The 17,279-nt window shown below is 45.0% G+C and carries 15 protein-coding genes; 4 read left to right on the top strand and 11 right to left on the bottom strand.

Features of this window, described 5'->3' with window-relative positions; translation table 11 throughout:
* Positions 1-210: 210 nt before the first annotated feature.
* Positions 211-1,056 carry a rhamnulose-1-phosphate aldolase gene (gene rhaD, locus MHI55_RS07200; RefSeq protein ID WP_339189132.1) on the bottom strand — a complete coding sequence of 282 codons (846 nt, stop codon included), beginning with the start codon at positions 1,054-1,056 and terminating at the stop codon, positions 211-213.
* Between the two features lie 438 nt (positions 1,057-1,494).
* On the opposite strand from rhaD, the gene MHI55_RS07195 reads away from it, so the two are divergent.
* On the top strand, positions 1,495-1,845 hold the full coding sequence (locus MHI55_RS07195; RefSeq protein ID WP_282319088.1) for a hypothetical protein: 351 nt from the start codon (positions 1,495-1,497) through the stop codon (positions 1,843-1,845).
* 53 nt (positions 1,846-1,898) lie between these two features.
* On the opposite strand, the gene MHI55_RS07190 is transcribed toward MHI55_RS07195, so the two are convergent.
* The 7 genes from MHI55_RS07190 to MHI55_RS07160 all read right to left on the bottom strand — a co-directional run bounded on the left by MHI55_RS07190 (position 1,899) and on the right by MHI55_RS07160 (position 8,045).
* On the bottom strand, positions 1,899-2,420 hold the full coding sequence (locus MHI55_RS07190) for a GNAT family N-acetyltransferase (RefSeq protein WP_340389431.1): 522 nt from the start codon (positions 2,418-2,420) through the stop codon (positions 1,899-1,901).
* A gap of 121 nt (positions 2,421-2,541) precedes the next feature.
* Positions 2,542-3,270, bottom strand: a complete 729-nt coding sequence (locus MHI55_RS07185) for a hypothetical protein (RefSeq protein WP_340389429.1) — start codon at positions 3,268-3,270, stop codon at positions 2,542-2,544.
* Positions 3,271-3,406: 136 nt separating this feature from the next.
* Entirely contained in the window at positions 3,407-3,694 is a 288-nt protein-coding gene (locus MHI55_RS07180; protein WP_253506327.1) for a hypothetical protein, read from the bottom strand.
* 190 nt (positions 3,695-3,884) lie between these two features.
* Complete coding sequence (locus MHI55_RS07175; protein ID WP_091033740.1) at positions 3,885-4,373, bottom strand: DinB family protein; 489 nt, start codon at positions 4,371-4,373, stop codon at positions 3,885-3,887.
* Positions 4,374-4,400: 27 nt separating this feature from the next.
* The gene (locus tag MHI55_RS07170; RefSeq protein ID WP_340389427.1) at positions 4,401-5,336 is read right to left on the bottom strand and encodes a helix-turn-helix domain-containing protein; all 936 of its coding nucleotides are present in this window, start codon (positions 5,334-5,336) and stop codon (positions 4,401-4,403) included.
* Positions 5,337-5,591: 255 nt separating this feature from the next.
* Positions 5,592-6,758: a hypothetical protein gene (locus MHI55_RS07165; protein WP_340389425.1), complete on the bottom strand. Its 1,167-nt coding sequence runs from the start codon at positions 6,756-6,758 to the stop codon at positions 5,592-5,594.
* Between the two features lie 66 nt (positions 6,759-6,824).
* Positions 6,825-8,045: an amidohydrolase family protein gene (locus MHI55_RS07160; protein WP_340389423.1), complete on the bottom strand. Its 1,221-nt coding sequence runs from the start codon at positions 8,043-8,045 to the stop codon at positions 6,825-6,827.
* Positions 8,046-8,307: 262 nt separating this feature from the next.
* Between MHI55_RS07160 and MHI55_RS07155 the strand changes: the two genes are divergently transcribed.
* Positions 8,308-10,362, top strand: coding sequence for a helix-turn-helix domain-containing protein (locus MHI55_RS07155; protein WP_340389421.1), 2,055 nt, complete (start codon positions 8,308-8,310; stop codon positions 10,360-10,362).
* Positions 10,363-10,367: 5 nt separating this feature from the next.
* On the opposite strand, the gene MHI55_RS07150 is transcribed toward MHI55_RS07155, so the two are convergent.
* Positions 10,368-11,222, bottom strand: coding sequence for an AraC family transcriptional regulator (locus MHI55_RS07150; protein ID WP_257467884.1), 855 nt, complete (start codon positions 11,220-11,222; stop codon positions 10,368-10,370).
* 105 nt (positions 11,223-11,327) lie between these two features.
* Here MHI55_RS07150 and MHI55_RS07145 point away from each other — a divergent pair, with 105 nt between their 5' ends.
* Both MHI55_RS07145 and MHI55_RS07140 read left to right on the top strand, forming a co-directional pair.
* Entirely contained in the window at positions 11,328-14,447 is a 3,120-nt protein-coding gene (locus tag MHI55_RS07145; protein ID WP_340389419.1) for a glycoside hydrolase family 2 TIM barrel-domain containing protein, read from the top strand.
* Positions 14,448-14,541: 94 nt separating this feature from the next.
* On the top strand, positions 14,542-15,285 hold the full coding sequence (locus MHI55_RS07140) for a hypothetical protein (protein WP_340389417.1): 744 nt from the start codon (positions 14,542-14,544) through the stop codon (positions 15,283-15,285).
* Between the two features lie 268 nt (positions 15,286-15,553).
* Here the strand turns inward: MHI55_RS07140 and MHI55_RS07135 are convergent, their stop codons facing one another.
* Positions 15,554-15,901, bottom strand: coding sequence for a hypothetical protein (locus MHI55_RS07135; protein ID WP_338708006.1), 348 nt, complete (start codon positions 15,899-15,901; stop codon positions 15,554-15,556).
* Between the two features lie 276 nt (positions 15,902-16,177).
* Positions 16,178-17,230 (bottom strand): NAD(P)/FAD-dependent oxidoreductase, encoded by a 1,053-nt coding sequence (locus MHI55_RS07130; RefSeq protein WP_340027217.1) that lies wholly within the window; start codon positions 17,228-17,230, stop codon positions 16,178-16,180.
* Between the last annotated feature and the right edge of the window lie 49 nt (positions 17,231-17,279).

Here is a 17,279-nt window from a genome sequence, read left to right as displayed (position 1 = left end):
ATCGCAGAGCCGTTGACAATACGTCATTTCACCCGAATTTCGCCAGCGCGTGATAATGCATTCTACGATTCAATAATCGATAACAAAGCCATTCTTGTTCAGCAATTTGAACTTTTTTGAACCAAAATGACGATTGTTCGTCAAAAAAAAGGAAATGGCCTTTGGTTCAATGAACCAAAGACCACTTCCTTGATCTATGCGTTAACTATTTTAACTGCCCAGAATTCCGGGACGAGGAGTAACACCAAACGCTTGTGCCAGTGTGGTCAGCTGCTCATCCGTAATTCTCTGCCGGATCTCGTGACCAGCAACCAGCATATACACTTGGGCTGCCTTCTCGATGGTCTCAATCAGACCAAATGCCTCGTCAATCGTTGCTCCTGTTCCAAAGATGCCATGTTGCGGCCAGATGACTGCGTGGTATTCTTTCATTTTCTCAGCCGTTTCGCGTCCAATCTCGTTCGATCCAGGAATCATCCATGGAATAATACCGATCCCATCCGGGAATACAACCACACACTCCGTGCACATCTGCCACAGCGTCTTCGTGAATTTTGCTTCATCCAAATCGTGGATAAACGTCATAGCCAATACATGAGTGGCATGGTTGTGCATGACAACCCGGTGGTTCGGATCCAATTTCAAACGTTCGATATGGCTCATGAAATGTGTAGGCAACTCACTTGTTGGATTCGCTCCCGACTTCAATCCCCAGAGCACTTCCAGCTCCTGTCCATCCTGCGATACACGCAGCAATCCTAGATTGCTCTCCGGATCAGCGAGTACATTTTTGAAATATTTGCCCGATGCGGTCACGATAAAATACTTGCCTGCCAGCTCATGCACCGAAAATGCCGGTTTGATCTTGCGAATCACATGATGGATATCGATATATTGGGCAACTTCCTCTTCCTCCAGCAGATAGCTGACATTACCGCCATTGCGCTCATCCCAGCCATTTTTCCACATATGTTGTGTAATCTCAGCCATCTCACGGACAAATGGGATATGGAAACCTGCAGCCTGCGTTGTTTCATTGCTAAGGGTCACGTTCATGATCAATCTCTCCTTATATTGAAAATCAAATGGCTTGCCACGTACATAGTAAGTTCCTTATTTCACATTCATTATACCTTTGTTTATATTTGATAGTCAATAACAAACACAGAATTAACCTTTTATTTTTCTTTGTTTAGTTTTGTTTATTTGAAAATAAAACAAAAAAATACCCCACCGGCGCCCGGCGGGGTCAGTCACACATCTATTTAACACGAGAAGGGGTTTACAAGACTTATCTTACCTCTGCTACCTTAATAGAAGCTGAAAGCGAAATAAAAAAAGCATGAAAACATATATCCCCTTTGGCCAGAAGATTCAGTTCCTCCTTTTCATTCAGTACATATCTCTCTCTGTCCAAACGCTTTTGTCGATTCTAACATATGCTATTCTAGCTTTTCTCAGAAAAAGTCATTCATAAAAAAAGGAGATGGACCTATGGCAGTCCTTTCTACAGGCCCGATCGAGAACAACCTCTCCGGTGGCAGCAGGCCTACACAACAAGTCACCATCAAAATGGTCAACACCGATTCCATCAATACGTCCAATGTACTCATTGAAGGTTATTTCCTGAATGGAACGAGGACCTTATATGTGCTGCAATCCGTTAATCTGACCCCCGGGCAAGTCTTCTCTCAAACCTACTATGCCAACCTGGATGGATACGAATATGTATTCACAACGGGTGGAAGCGCAGCTGCATCAACTGAAATTTCAGTGTGGGGAAAAGACAGCACCGGGCAAATCGTCACCGCACATCGGATTGTTTCGAATGAACTTGTTCTATAAGAAAGAGGAAACCGGATGCCCTCAATCCCTGTCCTTCATTGGTCGGGGGTTTCTTATTTTCGCAGCACATACGATGGATGCATCTTTCCTGTCGGTTCATAACGTTCATCACCTGTATACTCAAATCCCAGCTTGATCAAGATGTGACGTGATACTTCATTATCCGGATGATGCCCGGCAAACAGTGCATTCACATTCATTGTGTCAAAGGCATAACCAATTACCGCCCGTGCCGCTTCCTGTGCATACCCTTTCCCCCAATGATCCTGGGTTAGATGAAATCCCAATTCATAGATCTCCTCTTCAGGAGAATACGGACGCAGGCCACAACAGCCCACAAACACCTCCGACTCTTTCTCAAAAAGGGGCCAATATTGCACCCCCGCTTCCTTCTGCCTTTGAATCTCCTGTGTCAATCGCGCTTCTACTTCATCCTCGCTCAGAAATCCCTTGCTGCTAATCCATTTGGCAACCTCATGATCGCCCCACAATGCAAACGCCAGCGCACGATCTCCTTCGTTCCAAGTCGCACATTCCAACCGTTCGGTTTCAAATAAGATTGTTCTATTCATCATCCACTAACCTCCTGTATGCCAACACCAATCTGCGTGCAGCTTATACCTTAAATTAATCGAATGAACGTCAGGATAAACAACATTTATAATCTGTGTACATGTTCATTCCTTGTAATGGCACTTATAATTGCTTAGCCAAATTCTCAAATTGATTGATATGAGGCTTGATCTCTTTCTCTACACTTTTTATGAAGGAACTAAATTGCTTGGGATTATACTCATCTCCAACACCAACACTTTTATATACTTTTCCCTTTTGATATGTAAACGAGAAGAAATAGTTATTCTTTAATCCATTCAAAATATTTCCGACATCTCCCCAAATTTCTAGTCTCAATTTCGAATCTTTGTAAAGAAACGAATATGGCGGATCATATTCCCCATTTCGTACATCATAGCCTGCAATCCACTGATCTTTTGCAAATGTCCCTGTTTGGATTCGCGATTCCAGCATATATCCAGTCAAAGCTATTTCGTTAACATGAAGTTTACCTTTACCATCTTTCTTGTCATTCTTCCAGTTCCCATCATACTTGGACTCTGTAATTCTGTCCTCACTGCGTGTTATAACTTTATAAACACCATGTCCCGAACGTTTTCCCTGTGCCCAGCTTCCTTTGTAAGTTTTGGTTTTCCCCCAGGTCATGGTTCCATTCCCGTGAGGTTTTCCATTTTTGATCTCTCCATAATATGTAGCCCCGTTGCCATACTCCAGAGTAGCCAACTCACTCGCAGCCTGAACAACATGTGGTAACAGAATTACGGACAATCCTAAGCTTACCCCCATAATATAGATGAACATCTTTCTAAACATCAAATCTCCCTTTCTCTCGCTGTATAAGAAATTCATTCTTATAACAACCTATTAATCAAATAATAAGACTCTAGTATAATATCACTTTCAATCCAGAAGCTTCCACATAAAAAAGAAAAACCCCTGCCGACAAGATGTCCGACAGAGGTCATTCCATTCCAGTCTACACCAATTACAAATCACCTACGGCAAATTGAATTGTTCCGGAAGCTGCGCCTCCAAGGTTAGCTAACAAAGCAAACACCAGAACTCCACCTGCAGAAATGGTAAGGCTGCTGTTTACAGGAACAACGTAAGTGACTACTGGTGCATTAACACGTGTAATCACGAGAGATACCGGAAAAGGTCCAAAGTTGTTCACTGTAGCGCTGGCATTTGTGCCTCCAGCCAAATTTTCGTAGTAGGACTTGCCTACTCCGGCAGGAAGGTTGTAATTTTGTATCGGTAAAAGGATGGCCATTGAATTCACCTCCTTTTTGCTTTGATACGGTATTCTATGCTTGAAATCTATTAAAGCAACGGTGAATTACCAGGGTCATAATGTCCAATTTTGATAGACTTCATAGATTGATAGACGAATGTACGCAAAAAAAGCCCCACCGGACCATCCGGTGGAGCCAACTAAGCTTACTTTAATATTACAGGTTTAATTACGCATACAGCATGAAAAAGTTCAGTTCATGGCCCTGCTGCTTGAGATAGTTATACAGCTGCGAACGGTGATGGAATACGTGTGTTACCGTTTCAATCTGCCATTGAACCTGCAAGTGACCATGTTCCATATAAAAAGCTTTTGTTGAACGATTCAAAAAGTCGTCTTCGCTCAATCCCGTGATATAAGCTTTGTAGGATTCGAAATTGCTCCATAATGTTGCTTCAAGCTTCTCGATATCCTCAATCCCCGACAGGCTATTCTCCACCAGCCCAACCTCAGCTTCACCTTTTTCCTGCATAATGGCAAGATCCGATGCCGTGATTTGGATAAAGTGATGCACTAGCTCCACCAATGAACGCATATTCTCCTGTGGACGATACGACCAATCCTCCGAACGGATCAAGCGAATTAACGAAGCCCCCGTCCGTACGCCTGTTTCCAATTCATTTAACAAGTGATCCCGAATCTGCAATGTTCCATTCATATATGATGTCTCCCTTATCTTTTATTCTCACGACTTCAGTATAACCGAAGGTGCTACAGATCTATTGTACAAATCGGACAACATTCTGCCATGCTCCCTGGCTGCCGTCAACGGAGTCTCTCCATAAAACTTGCGAAATTGCCGAATTAGATGGGCTTGGTCAAAAAATCCATGATTCTGGGCAAGCATTGCCCAGTCTGCCGTGTTCCCTTGATGAATATCGCTCAGCACACGATGAAAACGAACCACCTCACTGAACCGTTTGGGACTGATTCCGACCCACTCCGAGAACTTTCGATGCAGCTGCCGCTCACTGATCACTTCACGCATCGCCAGCTCTTGGACACTCATACGTCCCCCATCGATAAAGATGCGGTGCAGCACGTTTTTCATCACATTGTTCTCCGATGTGCTTGCCTGCACGGGCAACGGACTCAAGTACGCATTCATAACCTCTACTCGCTCTGCAAAATGATTCGTTTCGGCCATCCGTTCCTGAAGCCCGTTCAGCTTCTCCGGCCAACATTCCTGAAGGGCAATTCGCTTATCCGTAAACCACTCCAGAGGCATGCCATGGAAGACATGCGCTCCACCCGGGAAGAACCGGACACCAAAGGTGTAGTCTCCAGCAGGGGAACCATCATCGGATGGCTCAGGTACAGCGAACGGCTTTGTATAATTGCCACAGTAAGCATAGGAGTGCTTTGAACAGACCGGGTCGTATGTAATCAGCATGTCCGTGCAACCATCCGGTAATACCCGGGCAGGTACCGTCATCATCGATCGCTCTGGACCTTCTCTCTTAGCAACATCCGCATGTGTGTTCGGAAGAGATCCTGATTCCCAATAACAGGCCACATAAGCCATCAGACCAGTAGCAGGTACTTTCTCAACATAATAACTGTTAGGGTACGTTCCATTCATCTGAATAGGCTTAAACAACGGGTGCAAACTGTGATCCACAATTCCATCCTCCGGTCACTAGAGTTGGTTACACATTATGTATTCATCTATCATACCACCAACCGCAGAAATGAAGAAAAAAAGTGCCCTACCGGAGGACAATCCGATAGGGCCAGTCACACATCTATTTAACACGAGAAGGGGTTTACAAGACTTATCTTACCTTCCCAACCTTAATGGAAACTGAAATTGGGATGAAAAGAACATCAATTTTTCTTATAGTGCGTGTTCAAAAAGATCGTTTTTGACAACCTCTTAAAGTGTCTTGATCAGTATGGACGCAATTAACACGGATGCTGTTGTGACCGTTGTGAATCCACCTACCAGCATTGGTGTTAAAATCTCATCGAGGATGGCTTTGCGTTCATTTTCATCACGTCCAACTGAACGGCTTACTTCCTCACAGATAATGTAGTCCCCCGGAAAACCGAATAGTGCAGTCAGTGCCACAGGCAGACCTTTGAGTGGGTCCCATTTGAACAGCTTGGAGCCAACAAATCCACCGATCAGCACCCCAATTACACCGATTGCGATAATGAACAACACTGGAATAATGGAACTAACCACCGCATCAAAAGTGATCGACTCCATACTTGTCATAACGACTACGATCAGACCTATCATGGCAATTCCCGATGTACTTGCTTTATCCAGAATACGAGATGGGAACAGTCCGATCAGATGCCCGAGAACCCCCAGCAACAGAGCCCAGATACTGTAGCTAAGTCCGGTTACATTACCTAGATAAATGGAGAGACTACCCATTATGAACAAGAGCAACAGCAGAATAGGTGCGGTCTGGAATCGCTGCGGAAGGAATGTTTTGGCATTCACTTCTTTAATGTTCACGTGGCCTTCCCCTGCAACCTTGTTCTCAAAAGCGCCCTGCTTCTGCAGTTTTAACGCATATCTGCGCAACATATTGGTTGCAATCGGCATCCCCACGAGGGAATGAATACCCAGAATAACAGCCGGAATTGTAATCAGATGACCCAGATTCATCTCCTGCAACTTCGTGGTTGTGATCAGATAAGAGATAATGCCACCAACAACCGGACTTGATCCGGCAACAGCCGTAGGATAACCATAGAACGGTGATACGATTAACAGGATAAGACCTGTCGCCGTGAGTGATGCGAACAATGAGATCAGTATTGCTTTATATTGGGAACGTATTAATTTCAGCGGTATTAATGTCCCCATGTGTACAATCAGCGGAGCCACCATGAGAGCCCCGAACGCCGTCAGAGCAGAGCTGGATACCACTCCTTTAGGAAATAACCCCGCCCAGTTCAGCAGCAAATATCCGATCAGAATAACAAGCAAGGAAGGAATTCGCGCTTTGGACCAGATCGAAACCAGTTCCCCTATAGCTAAAATAACAAGCAATACTGTGGCGATATATATCGGTTGACTAAACATGGTGACTTCTCCCCATTCTCTATGTTGTCAGTGCAGTTCAGTTCAGTTCACGTAGAACCATCTTTCTTATTTCAAGCGTTCACCTGATAAATAGACCTGTTCGATATTCTCTGTGTTTTCGAGCAGTCCAATATCCGTCAACGGATTCACATTCAATACCAGCAGATCAGCAGCTTTGCCAGGCTCAATCGTACCGATCTCCGCTTCCATCTGCATCGCTCTCGCCGCATCTCTTGTTGCGGCTACGATCGCTTCCATCGGCGTAAATCCAACATCATCAACAAGCAATCGAAGTTCTAGTGCATTCCCGCCATGCTCAACAGGTGCACACGTGCAGAAGTCTGTCCCTACTGCAATGGTTACGCCTGCCTTACGCGCGATAATCATGTTCTCAATATGCTCCTGATATACACTTTTGGCTTTGCGGATACCAAATTCGGGAACACCGTATTTATGCCCTTCTTTGATGATCCGATGTACAATGGCCAGCGTTGGAACCAGAACCGCCTTTTGATCCAGCATCATGCCAATGCCTTCTTCATCAATGTAGATTCCGTGTTCAATGGTGCGTACGCCCGCTTCCAACGCATTTTTGATCCCCTGTGCACCTTGCGCATGTGCAGCCACATAAGACTGTACCGCTTCCGCTTCATACACGATCGCCTTCAGCTCATCCATGCGGAATTGCGACCAGCGAGGGTCATCTTTCTCCGAAAGTACCCCGCCTGTGGAACACACTTTAATGAAATCCGCCCCTTCACGGAACTGCGTGCGTGTTGCCTTAATGACTTCGGGAACGCCGTCACACACGGTGAAGATATTCAGTTCCGTTGGAATCATATGGATGTCTGCATGCCCACCCGTCTGAGAGAGCATATGACGGGAAGTTTTAATCCGCGGCCCCTTCACCACACCTTCCTTGATCAGATCGCGAATGTATACAGCAACATGGCTACCGACATCCCTGACGGTTGTGAATCCTGCGTTGATCAGCTTCGGCAGATCCTGGAGTGCTCTCCCCATCTGGAGTTCATTGGCTTCCAGCGCCACCGCAGCCATATTCAGATTTTTGGCCCCGTGTACATGGACATGGGCATCGATTAATCCTGGCATCACCGTTTTGCCTGTTACATCAACAAGATCGGCATATTCCGGAATTGGAACGGTTGCTTTTGCACCCGCAGCTATGAATTTCCCGTTCTCAACCAGGACCACACTATCGGAAACAGGCTCTCCACCTTGTCCATCAATCAACAATGCACCTACAAAAGCAGTAATTTGACTCATCTGTACTCCACCTCATTTTCAGACTTGGTTGTAAGTTCAACTATTTACAGCTCTACTGTTGTACTACAATGAAATTGTATCGTGTTAAAGTTAATGACATTATATAAGTTGCATATGTATAATGTCATTGTTGATAGCAACAGCATTCTAATATTAATTATGGTGATATACACAATACAAAATATAAATCACACAGCATAGTGAAGATCATGTTATATATGTAAGCATTTTGCCATGTGAACACAAAAGGAGTACGTTTGCTATGATTCATGAAGCGGTTCGTTCATTTATGGTTCAAGTCTTTGGGTCTGTTCCGTACGGAATCTGGATCAAGGATGAATATGATTTCCAGTGGAATAACTGGCTACGTGAAGGAGAGCTACCTGAATATACAGATCAAGAACAGATTGAGTCATCCTGGAAGATTCTCAGGTACACGTTTGTTTTTTTGTCTAACATCAACATTCGTGTGGTTATCGATACCCAGAAACAACTTACCCTGCTACAGAGTGAACGTCTGGAGTCTTTGATTCGGGAAGGACTGCTGAAGCAACAGATTGAGAAGGAACGTGCACACAATGATCGATGGTTGACCGGACTGCGGGAGCTGACCTGTTCCCTGGAGCTGAACGATTTGTTACTCAAAATCATGGAGAATGCGCTCCATGTCATCCCCTCCCTTTCCTGCGGACTGTTCATGATGGTTGATCCGGACTCTGGCAAGATGATTCCTAGAGCCAAAGTCGGTTTTCAGGATAGCGTGTATCAATATCAGGGCGAGCTGGATGAGGGCATTACGGGAAAAGTATACGAGGAAGGCATTGGCCGAATGTATAGCACACCGGATGATGCCTTTAAAGATATGGGCAATGTTAGTCAGGAGAATGCGGATATCATTGTAAGTTCACTGCCTGACGGTATTATGGCAAAAGGACTTATCGCCGTTCCCGTGACAATGAATACTCACAAAATCGGTGTAATGCTGGTATACCAATTTGAACAAAACAGACGATTTGCCCCACATGATCTGAATGTGATGCAGGGATTTGCGGATCAGGCAGCCATTGCCATCTCCAACGCCACCATGTATTCAGAACTGCTGGAGACGAACCGATATCTCGTTAGCCGCAATGAAATTCATAATCAATTCACGGCACTTTCCATTGAACATGTGAGCCTCGGACATATCATTGAGACGGTTGGGTCGATGCTGAAACTTCCCACCTATTATGTGGACATGGCGAGAAATGACTGGTACCCGCTCATCCCGGAAAGTGTCTTGCTAAGTGAGCTCGATATCTATACCGCTCTGGACAGTCAGTTTAACCCCATCACCTTATCCGGTGGAACGGATCATAGCGATTATTACCTCTATCCCATTGTGAACGGATCTCTGGTGCTTGGCTGTTTTGCCATCCAAATAGATCATCCGTTAGGTCAGTTGGATCATGTGATTTTGGAACAAGGCGGAGCTATTGTGATGCTGGAGATGGTGAATACCTACTCACTCACCGAGATGTCCTATCGGAAAAACCATGATTTCTTCAGCGATCTCGTGCAATATAGAGAACCACAGCAGTTGGAGGCACGACTTTCCAGCTTTCAGTTGCCAGCCCATCAGTCCTTGTTCGTCGCTCAATTGCAGCTCTATGGGGAACATCCCGACATGAAAACAACTGAAAATTGGGTGCGCAAGTTGATCGGATTTATCGAAAAGGAGCTGGGCACCCGCGAACATCTATTGTTCAGTGCACATCACAAAATTACGATTTTGGCTGCGGCATCCGAGCCCAAGGTCAGACACTGGATCATCAGCAGGCTGGAAACGGCTGTGGAGAAATGGACCACCTCCAAGACTCCTGCCCTATCTATCGGCATCGGTGGACTGTATCAAGGGCTTGAGTATGTGTGCAAAAGCAATGACGAGGCTACACGCTCATTGTCCTTTTTGCTGAAACAAAACAAAGCGGGCCTGATGCTCTACGAAGAGATGGGGATCAATCGGTTGTTTCTTAATCAGGAACCTTCCGATATCGAGAACTACATTCACGAAATTCTGTCCCCTCTTCAACAGCAAAAATCAGGAGAGCTTGAACTCACACTCAAAACCTACATTGCCGCGAATCGATCTGTGCAAGCCACAGCCGAACGTCTGCATATTCATACCAATACGTTGTATCTGCGCCTGCGCAAAATAGAGGAGATTCTAGGTGTTGATCTGAACGATTCCGAGGGTTGGATGAAGGTGTATCTGGCATGTCATTTAAGTGAAGTGTACTCTGTTGCTCCTACCGCGAGTGGAGCACTAAAATTGTAACTCCATCAATTCAGTCCGTGCAGTTTGCGAAAACGCTCTGGACTCATGCCTGTATGCCTTTTGAACATCGCACAGAAATAACTGGCGTTCTCGTAACCCACCCGATCAGCCACTTCATATATTCGAAGCTCTCTCTCACTGAACATGAGTTGTTTGCTTCGATTGATCCGTTCTTGGTTCACGTAAAATACAGGTCTGGTATGGAGTGCCCTCTGAAACAGCCTGCACAAATATTGGGGAGATACCACAGCCACATCGGCCAGTTCCTTCAGCGACAGTGAACGATCCAGATGCTCTGCGATATAACGCAGCACAGGCTTCAAGCGCTCCAGTTCATCATTATAATTGGCGGATGCGATGAGCAGTGGCTTCAGATCCAGCAGCAGGGCATATAATTGTTTGGAACACTCCACATCGTAATCTGCGTAATCCGTATCACCGTCATTCTCTCCTCTAACCAGAAGTTGCTCCAGGCCACGCAGCAGCGTGGCTGTCCTGAGTCTGCATACGCGTGAACCGGTAATCCCCGCATAAGATAATAACTGGCTAGCCTCTCTCCCCTGAAACGAGACCCAAGCCAGTTCCCAACGGTCACTGATGGGCATATATCGATGCGGAACATCGGGATACAGAAAGAAAACGTCACCCGGTCCGACGATATACTCGTCCTCTTGTATAATCAGTCTCCCCTGACCATGAATAATCTGGTGGATCTGATAATCCGGGAACCCCTCTGGACGCTCAGTTTCATATTGATGTTCCCAGTAACCAACCGTGGTCATATAGATCGGCAGGCGAGCAGCTTCTTCTGTTTTACCAAAAAAAATCCGGGTATCCATCCAGTACACCACTTTCTTCATCGTTAGTTTCATATTGTGATATATATGGGCAATATTCTTTATTCTCTAAGTCATCATTCAATTCTATAATGACAATATTATAACATTTCAGAAGGAGTTGCTGTTATGCGAAAGAAACTGGTACACACCCCTCCGGCAAATGGATACCCGGAATGGAACAATAATCCCGAGACTTTTCAAGTAAACCGTCTACCCGCACATGCTTCTATGGTAGCGTTTCCATCTATAACAGAAGCATTGTCCAATGATTCCAGCGCATCGCCATGGTACGAATCACTGAATGGTCAATGGAAGTTTGCCTTTGCGGAGACACCGGAGCAACGGATTACATCCTTTTATGAGAACAACTATGATGCCAGTGACTGGGACGAGATCGCCGTTCCTTCCAACTGGCAGCTGCAAGGTTACGATTATCCCCACTATACAAATATGACGTATCCGTGGGTCGAGCGTGAACCTGAATTGAAGCCACCATTTGCACCAACAACTTATAATCCCGTGGGTTCGTACATCCGCACGTTTACTGTTCCTGCTGACTGGAAAGACCGTCCTGTCCTGCTGCACTTCGAGGGTGTTGAATCCGCCTTTTATGTATGGGTCAACGGGGAACTCGTCGGTTATAGTGAAGACACGTTCACGCCCGCAGAATTTGATATCACTTCGTATCTAACGGAAGGTGAGAACAAGCTCGCTGTGGAGGTATATCGCTGGTGTGATGCGAGCTGGCTGGAGAATCAGGATTTCTGGCGGTTAAGCGGAATCTTCCGTGGTGTATATTTGCATTCACCTTCACCGGTTCAGATCGCCGACTTCTTTGTTCGTACCGAACTGGATGACGCGTATCAGGATGCGGAGCTACTGCTGGATTTGAAGTTATTTAATCATAATGCCGCTCAGACCCCTACCGGATTGTCCGTTCAGGCACAGCTCTATGATGCACAACAGCAAACTGTACTGAAGCAGCCACTTACTGCGGCCGTTACTTTCCAGGGTGAGGATGAACTTTCATTCCAGTTGTCAGCAGAGGTTATGAAGCCGCTTCTATGGAGCGCTGAGTCCCCTAACCTGTATACACTTGTGCTATCCATTCAGGACGAATCAGGCGAAACACTGGAAGCGGTCCGCAGCCGGATCGGATTCCGCAAGTTTGAACTGAAGGACGGCCTGATGCAAATCAATGGCAAACGCATTGTGTTCAAAGGCGTGAATCGTCATGAATTTTCCCCGGATAAGGGTCGAGCCATTGGACGGGAAGACATGATTCGTGACATCGAGTTGATGAAGTCCTATAACGTTAACGCGGTGCGTACATCCCATTATCCGAATCAGTCACTCTGGTACGAACTGTGTGATGAATATGGCCTCTATGTCATTGACGAAACGAATCTGGAAACTCACGGTACCTGGGAATATGGGCAAAAGGAAATGAATGAAAACAATATTCCCGCGAGCAAGCCGGAATGGCGTAATAACGTAATAGATCGCTGTAACTCGATGTTCCAACGGGACAAAAACCATCCGTCCGTTATTATATGGTCTCTGGGTAATGAATCCTTCGGCGGCGATAACTTCATCGCCATGTACGATTATCTGAAACAAGTCGATCCAACACGTCTTATTCATTATGAAGGCACCTTCCATTATCGCCCTTCTGATTCGGCAAGTGATATTGAATCGACAATGTATATCAGCCCACAAGATGTGGAGCAATACGCGCGCATGAAGGGACCTAAGAAGCCTTACATCATCTGTGAATACAGCCATGCCATGGGTAATTCTTGTGGAGGTCTGCATCTGTATTGGGAGTTGTTCGATAAATATGATGTGTTGCAGGGTGCATTCATCTGGGACTGGGTTGATCAGTCCATTCGTACCACTACGGCAGACGGTGTAGAATATTTTGCTTATGGTGGCGATTTCGGTGAATCTCCTCATGATGGCAATTTCTGCGGGAACGGATTGATTCTGGCGGATAAGACGGTTACACCGAAGCTGGAAGAAGTGAAGAAATGTTATCAGAACGTTCGTATGGAAACCGTTGATGTCAAAGACGGCTTGCTGCGCATCAAAAACCAGTTCCTGTTCACGGATCTGAGCGAATATTCGCTCGTATGGACAGTAACTCACGATGGCAAATCTGTAGAGAACGGTACGTTGGATATCGCGGTACCTCCTGGCGAATCGGTTGAAGTCCGAATCCCTTATACGCCATCTTCCGATCTGTTCCAGGAAGCGGTGCTGACTGTATCTCTGGTTACCAAAGTGGCAACCAAATGGGCAGGAGTAGGTCATGAGATTGCCTGGGATCAGTTCGTGGTATCTCCGAGATTGCGTCCAATCCAACCGATACGTCAAGGACAAGACAATGCGCCGCAGGTACAGGATCTGCAAGATGAATTGAAAGTGACTACAGGCCAAGTCACGTTGAACTTCAATCCAGCCACTGGCGCTTTAACATCCTATCAGATTAACAATCAGGAGCAATTGCTCGCACCTGTCCGGCCGAATTTCTGGAGAGCCATGACAGACAACGATATGGGGAACCACCTGAATGAGCGTTCTGCGTTCTGGAGAGATGCTCACGCTACCAGCAGATTAATTCGCTTTGAGCACCATGCAGACGAGCAAGGCATTCTCGTAACGACCGATTATACGTGGGATCAACATCCGGGATGTACGCTGTCCATCACATACCGAATTGATGCGGATGGTGTATTGGAAATCAGTCAAACCCTTATTCCAGGCATAGGCTTACCTGATCTACCGGAATTCGGTATGCTGTTGCAACTGAATAACCGCTTGGATACAATCTCTTGGTACGGCAGAGGACCGCATGACAATTATGCAGACCGTCTAACCAGTGCACGTCTCGGTTATTACACAGGTGCGGTTCGAGATCAATTCGTCCCTTATCTGAAACCACAAGAGTGTGGTAACAAAACGGATGTACGCTTCGCTGAAATTACATCAGCGGATGGTCAGCTTGGCCTTCATGTTGAAGCCACTATACCATTTGAAATCAATGCGTTGCCGTGGACACCGGAGGAACTGGAAGCAAACGACCATGTGTACAAATTACCTCAGAGCACACAGACTATCGCACGCATCAATTACAAACAAATGGGTGTTGGCGGAGATGACAGCTGGAGCGCACGTACCCATGTCGAATACACCTTGCCAGCCAACCGCGCGTATCACTTCACCTTTACGGTAAGACCTGTATAACATCAAGCAAGCACTGCTGGCAGCCTGCCGGCAGTGCTTTTTTTGTTGGGGCAGTGAATAGTGGGAGTTTGAACTTTGTCATGGGAACATTATAATGAATGAGGTGCAAGAAAGATTCGTACCAGCTATTACTCTATTACGAGGTGAGAATTTGCAATATCTGTTTACCACTCTCTTCATTCTTGGATTTATCGCTTTTTTGGGATTTGTTGTTGGGATGATCTTATCTATTCGCAAAGGTAATAGGTTGCCAATCAGATATATTTTTCTAACAACGGCCTGTTTTGCGATTGCTTCAATAGGTTTGTATGGGATGCTGAATTTATCTTCGAACTCTACTCAGTCTGAAATAGATCAGACCCCTTCACCCCAGATTGAACTTTCGGGCCTCCACATGACTACCGATGAATTTAAAAACAAGTTTAATGGCGCCGTAGGCAAATACCGACTGAATGGTTTGAGTATTACCCGCTTGAATATACAAGACTCTTCCGAGCAGGGCACTGGCACTTTCGAGTATGTATTCAATGACGAGTTGCGTTTGGTTGGTGCAGTGAATGCAGATAAGAGCATTCAGGAAGTCAGGTTATACGCAACTGGTGATACGCGTAAACCAACAGGTGGAATTTATATGACTGCTATCGCCACACTCATTCTCACAACCAATAGTGATTACACGTATAACGATGCACAAGATGTCATCCAGGATATCGGTCTATTGGATCGTGATGTGAATCAGTCTGATTTTGATGGGGCGACAGTTCGCAACGGATTGGAATATCGCTTCAGCGTACAGGATTCTGAGCACTCTACTTTTGAAATAACTGTTGCGAAATGAGACCCCATTGTGTAAAAAGGTAAAAAGGCCGCTCCATGAAGGAACGGCCTAACGTATGGTATGTACTATATAATTTTACTTGTGATCTCTTCTTTTTAGGAATTAAAGAGCCCTAATATCAAAGTAATCACGATACAAAAAAGCGATACAGGGTACAATATCCATTTACTGATCTTATCTTTGTATGTGACAATCCAACAAACAATGCATATCCAGGCGATTAATAGTTGCCATAAGTCCAATGATGAACACCTCCCGCATACGAGAGTTACTCAAAAGTTACAATCTCGCTTTGATTGTTCCAACTCATTTTAAAGGTAATCGGGTCTTTCGTTTTCTCCGCCTCAGTAACCGTTCCCGACATACTGAACGGTACTCCTTGTTCCTCAAGCGCTTTCCCCTGTTGTTTTATATTATTGCCGGTAAGGTCAAACACAAAATCCTTTATGCGCTTTTCATCACCTATATAAGTAATACTATAGCTCCCTGTTGATCTCTGTAGAGAAACATCCCAGTTATCGCTCTTTCCGTGTAGTCTATCATCCGCACCACAAGCTGAGACAATAGATACAAGCACTATAACACAAAGAATCATTGGCAGTTTAAATAATTTCATAATATCCCTCCTTTTAGGAATATACCCAAAAATGTGAGTTATGATATTTGCTAATCATTCCTGATATCTAATCTATATAAGTTGAACTAAAGTTATTTACACAGACACTACGATGACAGAATAACCTTCCAATCGCTGTTATCCCCAGATTTTTTTGATTCCTTTTCCGAAGGGGAAAATCCGGGGATAAAGGCGAACGCTTTGCTTTTTCAGGTTTTTTCTGTCCTCTCCGTTATCGTGTAAATGATTAGCTCAATTTATATAGTTTAATGTGTCTTACCTTTGAATGATATGATTAACGATTTTCTGAGCATCGTATTTAACCCATCCCAACAGTGCTGAACCCCGTGATGTTTGCCAAGGTAGCCCTACAAAGTACAATCCAGCAACCGGTGATACGCCTCTCTCGTGTATAATTACACCTTGGGCATCAAAAGCAGTATTGATATCGATCCAACTATCATTTCGCTTAAACCCAGTCGCCCAGATAATATTGTCTATTCGTGTCTCACTACCATCCTCATATAGGATGCGGTCATCTATTGCATTAATGGCACGTGGGCGCAGGTTAACTTTTCCCTGGGTCATCAATTCTTTTAACTCATAGCCATATACGTACTCAGGCTGATTTCTCAACCATTTTCCAACCATACGATCTGCACTTGCACGTAATATTCCGAGCTTTTCAAAATACCAGAATATACTTCGTCTCATAATATGCAAAGGCCTAAAGGTAATATTTCGAGCTATGGATATGTATACGGTTTGCTTATCATCTGATGTCAACTCTACGGCGATTTGGGCACCTGAATTCCCTCCGCCTACAACTACTGTTGATCCAGGAAGCAATTGAGAGATATTTTTATATTCTGATGAGTGAAGCTGAATCACATGCTCGGATAATGCTTTAGCAAAATGAGGAACATTTTTGGTCTGGAAAGGCCCCGTGGCAACGATAATATTGCGCGCTTCAATCGTTCCATCATTGGTTTCAGCATAGTACACCTCATCTTGCTTCGAGAGACGGGAGATTTTACAGTTTAACTTTATTGGAAGCTCCATTTGTTTAGCATAGTTTTCAAAATAATCTGCAATTTCATCTTTGCTTGGCAGGCTATTTTCATTTCCATTAAGCGGCATTCCCGGTAACCCATCATACATTCGTGGGGTAAAAAGACGCAAGGAATCGTACCGTTTACGCCAAGATTCCCCGATAGATGAGGCAGCATCAACGATTAAAAAGGTTAACCCCGACTGTTGAAGATAGTAACCTGCTGCCAAGCCTGCCTGCCCAGCTCCGATAACCAATACATCGTACATATGTATCATCCCCAATATCGTTTTATGTTTTAATATATGAGCACTTGTTCATATGTTT

It is taken from the genome of Paenibacillus sp. FSL E2-0151, from assembly GCF_037993015.1.
GTDB lineage: Bacteria > Bacillota > Bacilli > Paenibacillales > Paenibacillaceae > Paenibacillus > Paenibacillus amylolyticus.
Note: the sequence above shows the minus strand (reverse complement) of the source record. Positions and strands in the feature narration are given on the sequence as shown.

What these genes read in the sequence shown, in the direction of transcription:
- MHI55_RS07140 (WP_340389417.1), top strand. Translation starts at nt 14,542, where the DNA reads ATGAATGAGGTGCAAGAAAGATTCGTACCAGCTATTACTCTATTACGA.
- rhaD (WP_339189132.1), bottom strand. Translation starts at nt 1,056, where the DNA reads ATGAACGTGACCCTTAGCAATGAAACAACGCAGGCTGCAGGTTTCCAT.
- MHI55_RS07145 (WP_340389419.1), top strand. Translation starts at nt 11,328, where the DNA reads ATGCGAAAGAAACTGGTACACACCCCTCCGGCAAATGGATACCCGGAA.
- MHI55_RS07155 (WP_340389421.1), top strand. Translation starts at nt 8,308, where the DNA reads ATGATTCATGAAGCGGTTCGTTCATTTATGGTTCAAGTCTTTGGGTCT.
- MHI55_RS07160 (WP_340389423.1), bottom strand. Translation starts at nt 8,045, where the DNA reads ATGAGTCAAATTACTGCTTTTGTAGGTGCATTGTTGATTGATGGACAA.
- MHI55_RS07195 (WP_282319088.1), top strand. Translation starts at nt 1,495, where the DNA reads ATGGCAGTCCTTTCTACAGGCCCGATCGAGAACAACCTCTCCGGTGGC.
- MHI55_RS07185 (WP_340389429.1), bottom strand. Translation starts at nt 3,270, where the DNA reads ATGAATTTCTTATACAGCGAGAGAAAGGGAGATTTGATGTTTAGAAAG.
- MHI55_RS07130 (WP_340027217.1), bottom strand. Translation starts at nt 17,230, where the DNA reads ATGATACATATGTACGATGTATTGGTTATCGGAGCTGGGCAGGCAGGC.
- MHI55_RS07150 (WP_257467884.1), bottom strand. Translation starts at nt 11,222, where the DNA reads ATGAAGAAAGTGGTGTACTGGATGGATACCCGGATTTTTTTTGGTAAA.
- MHI55_RS07175 (WP_091033740.1), bottom strand. Translation starts at nt 4,373, where the DNA reads ATGAATGGAACATTGCAGATTCGGGATCACTTGTTAAATGAATTGGAA.
- MHI55_RS07180 (WP_253506327.1), bottom strand. Translation starts at nt 3,694, where the DNA reads ATGGCCATCCTTTTACCGATACAAAATTACAACCTTCCTGCCGGAGTA.
- MHI55_RS07135 (WP_338708006.1), bottom strand. Translation starts at nt 15,901, where the DNA reads ATGAAATTATTTAAACTGCCAATGATTCTTTGTGTTATAGTGCTTGTA.
- MHI55_RS07190 (WP_340389431.1), bottom strand. Translation starts at nt 2,420, where the DNA reads ATGATGAATAGAACAATCTTATTTGAAACCGAACGGTTGGAATGTGCG.
- MHI55_RS07165 (WP_340389425.1), bottom strand. Translation starts at nt 6,758, where the DNA reads ATGTTTAGTCAACCGATATATATCGCCACAGTATTGCTTGTTATTTTA.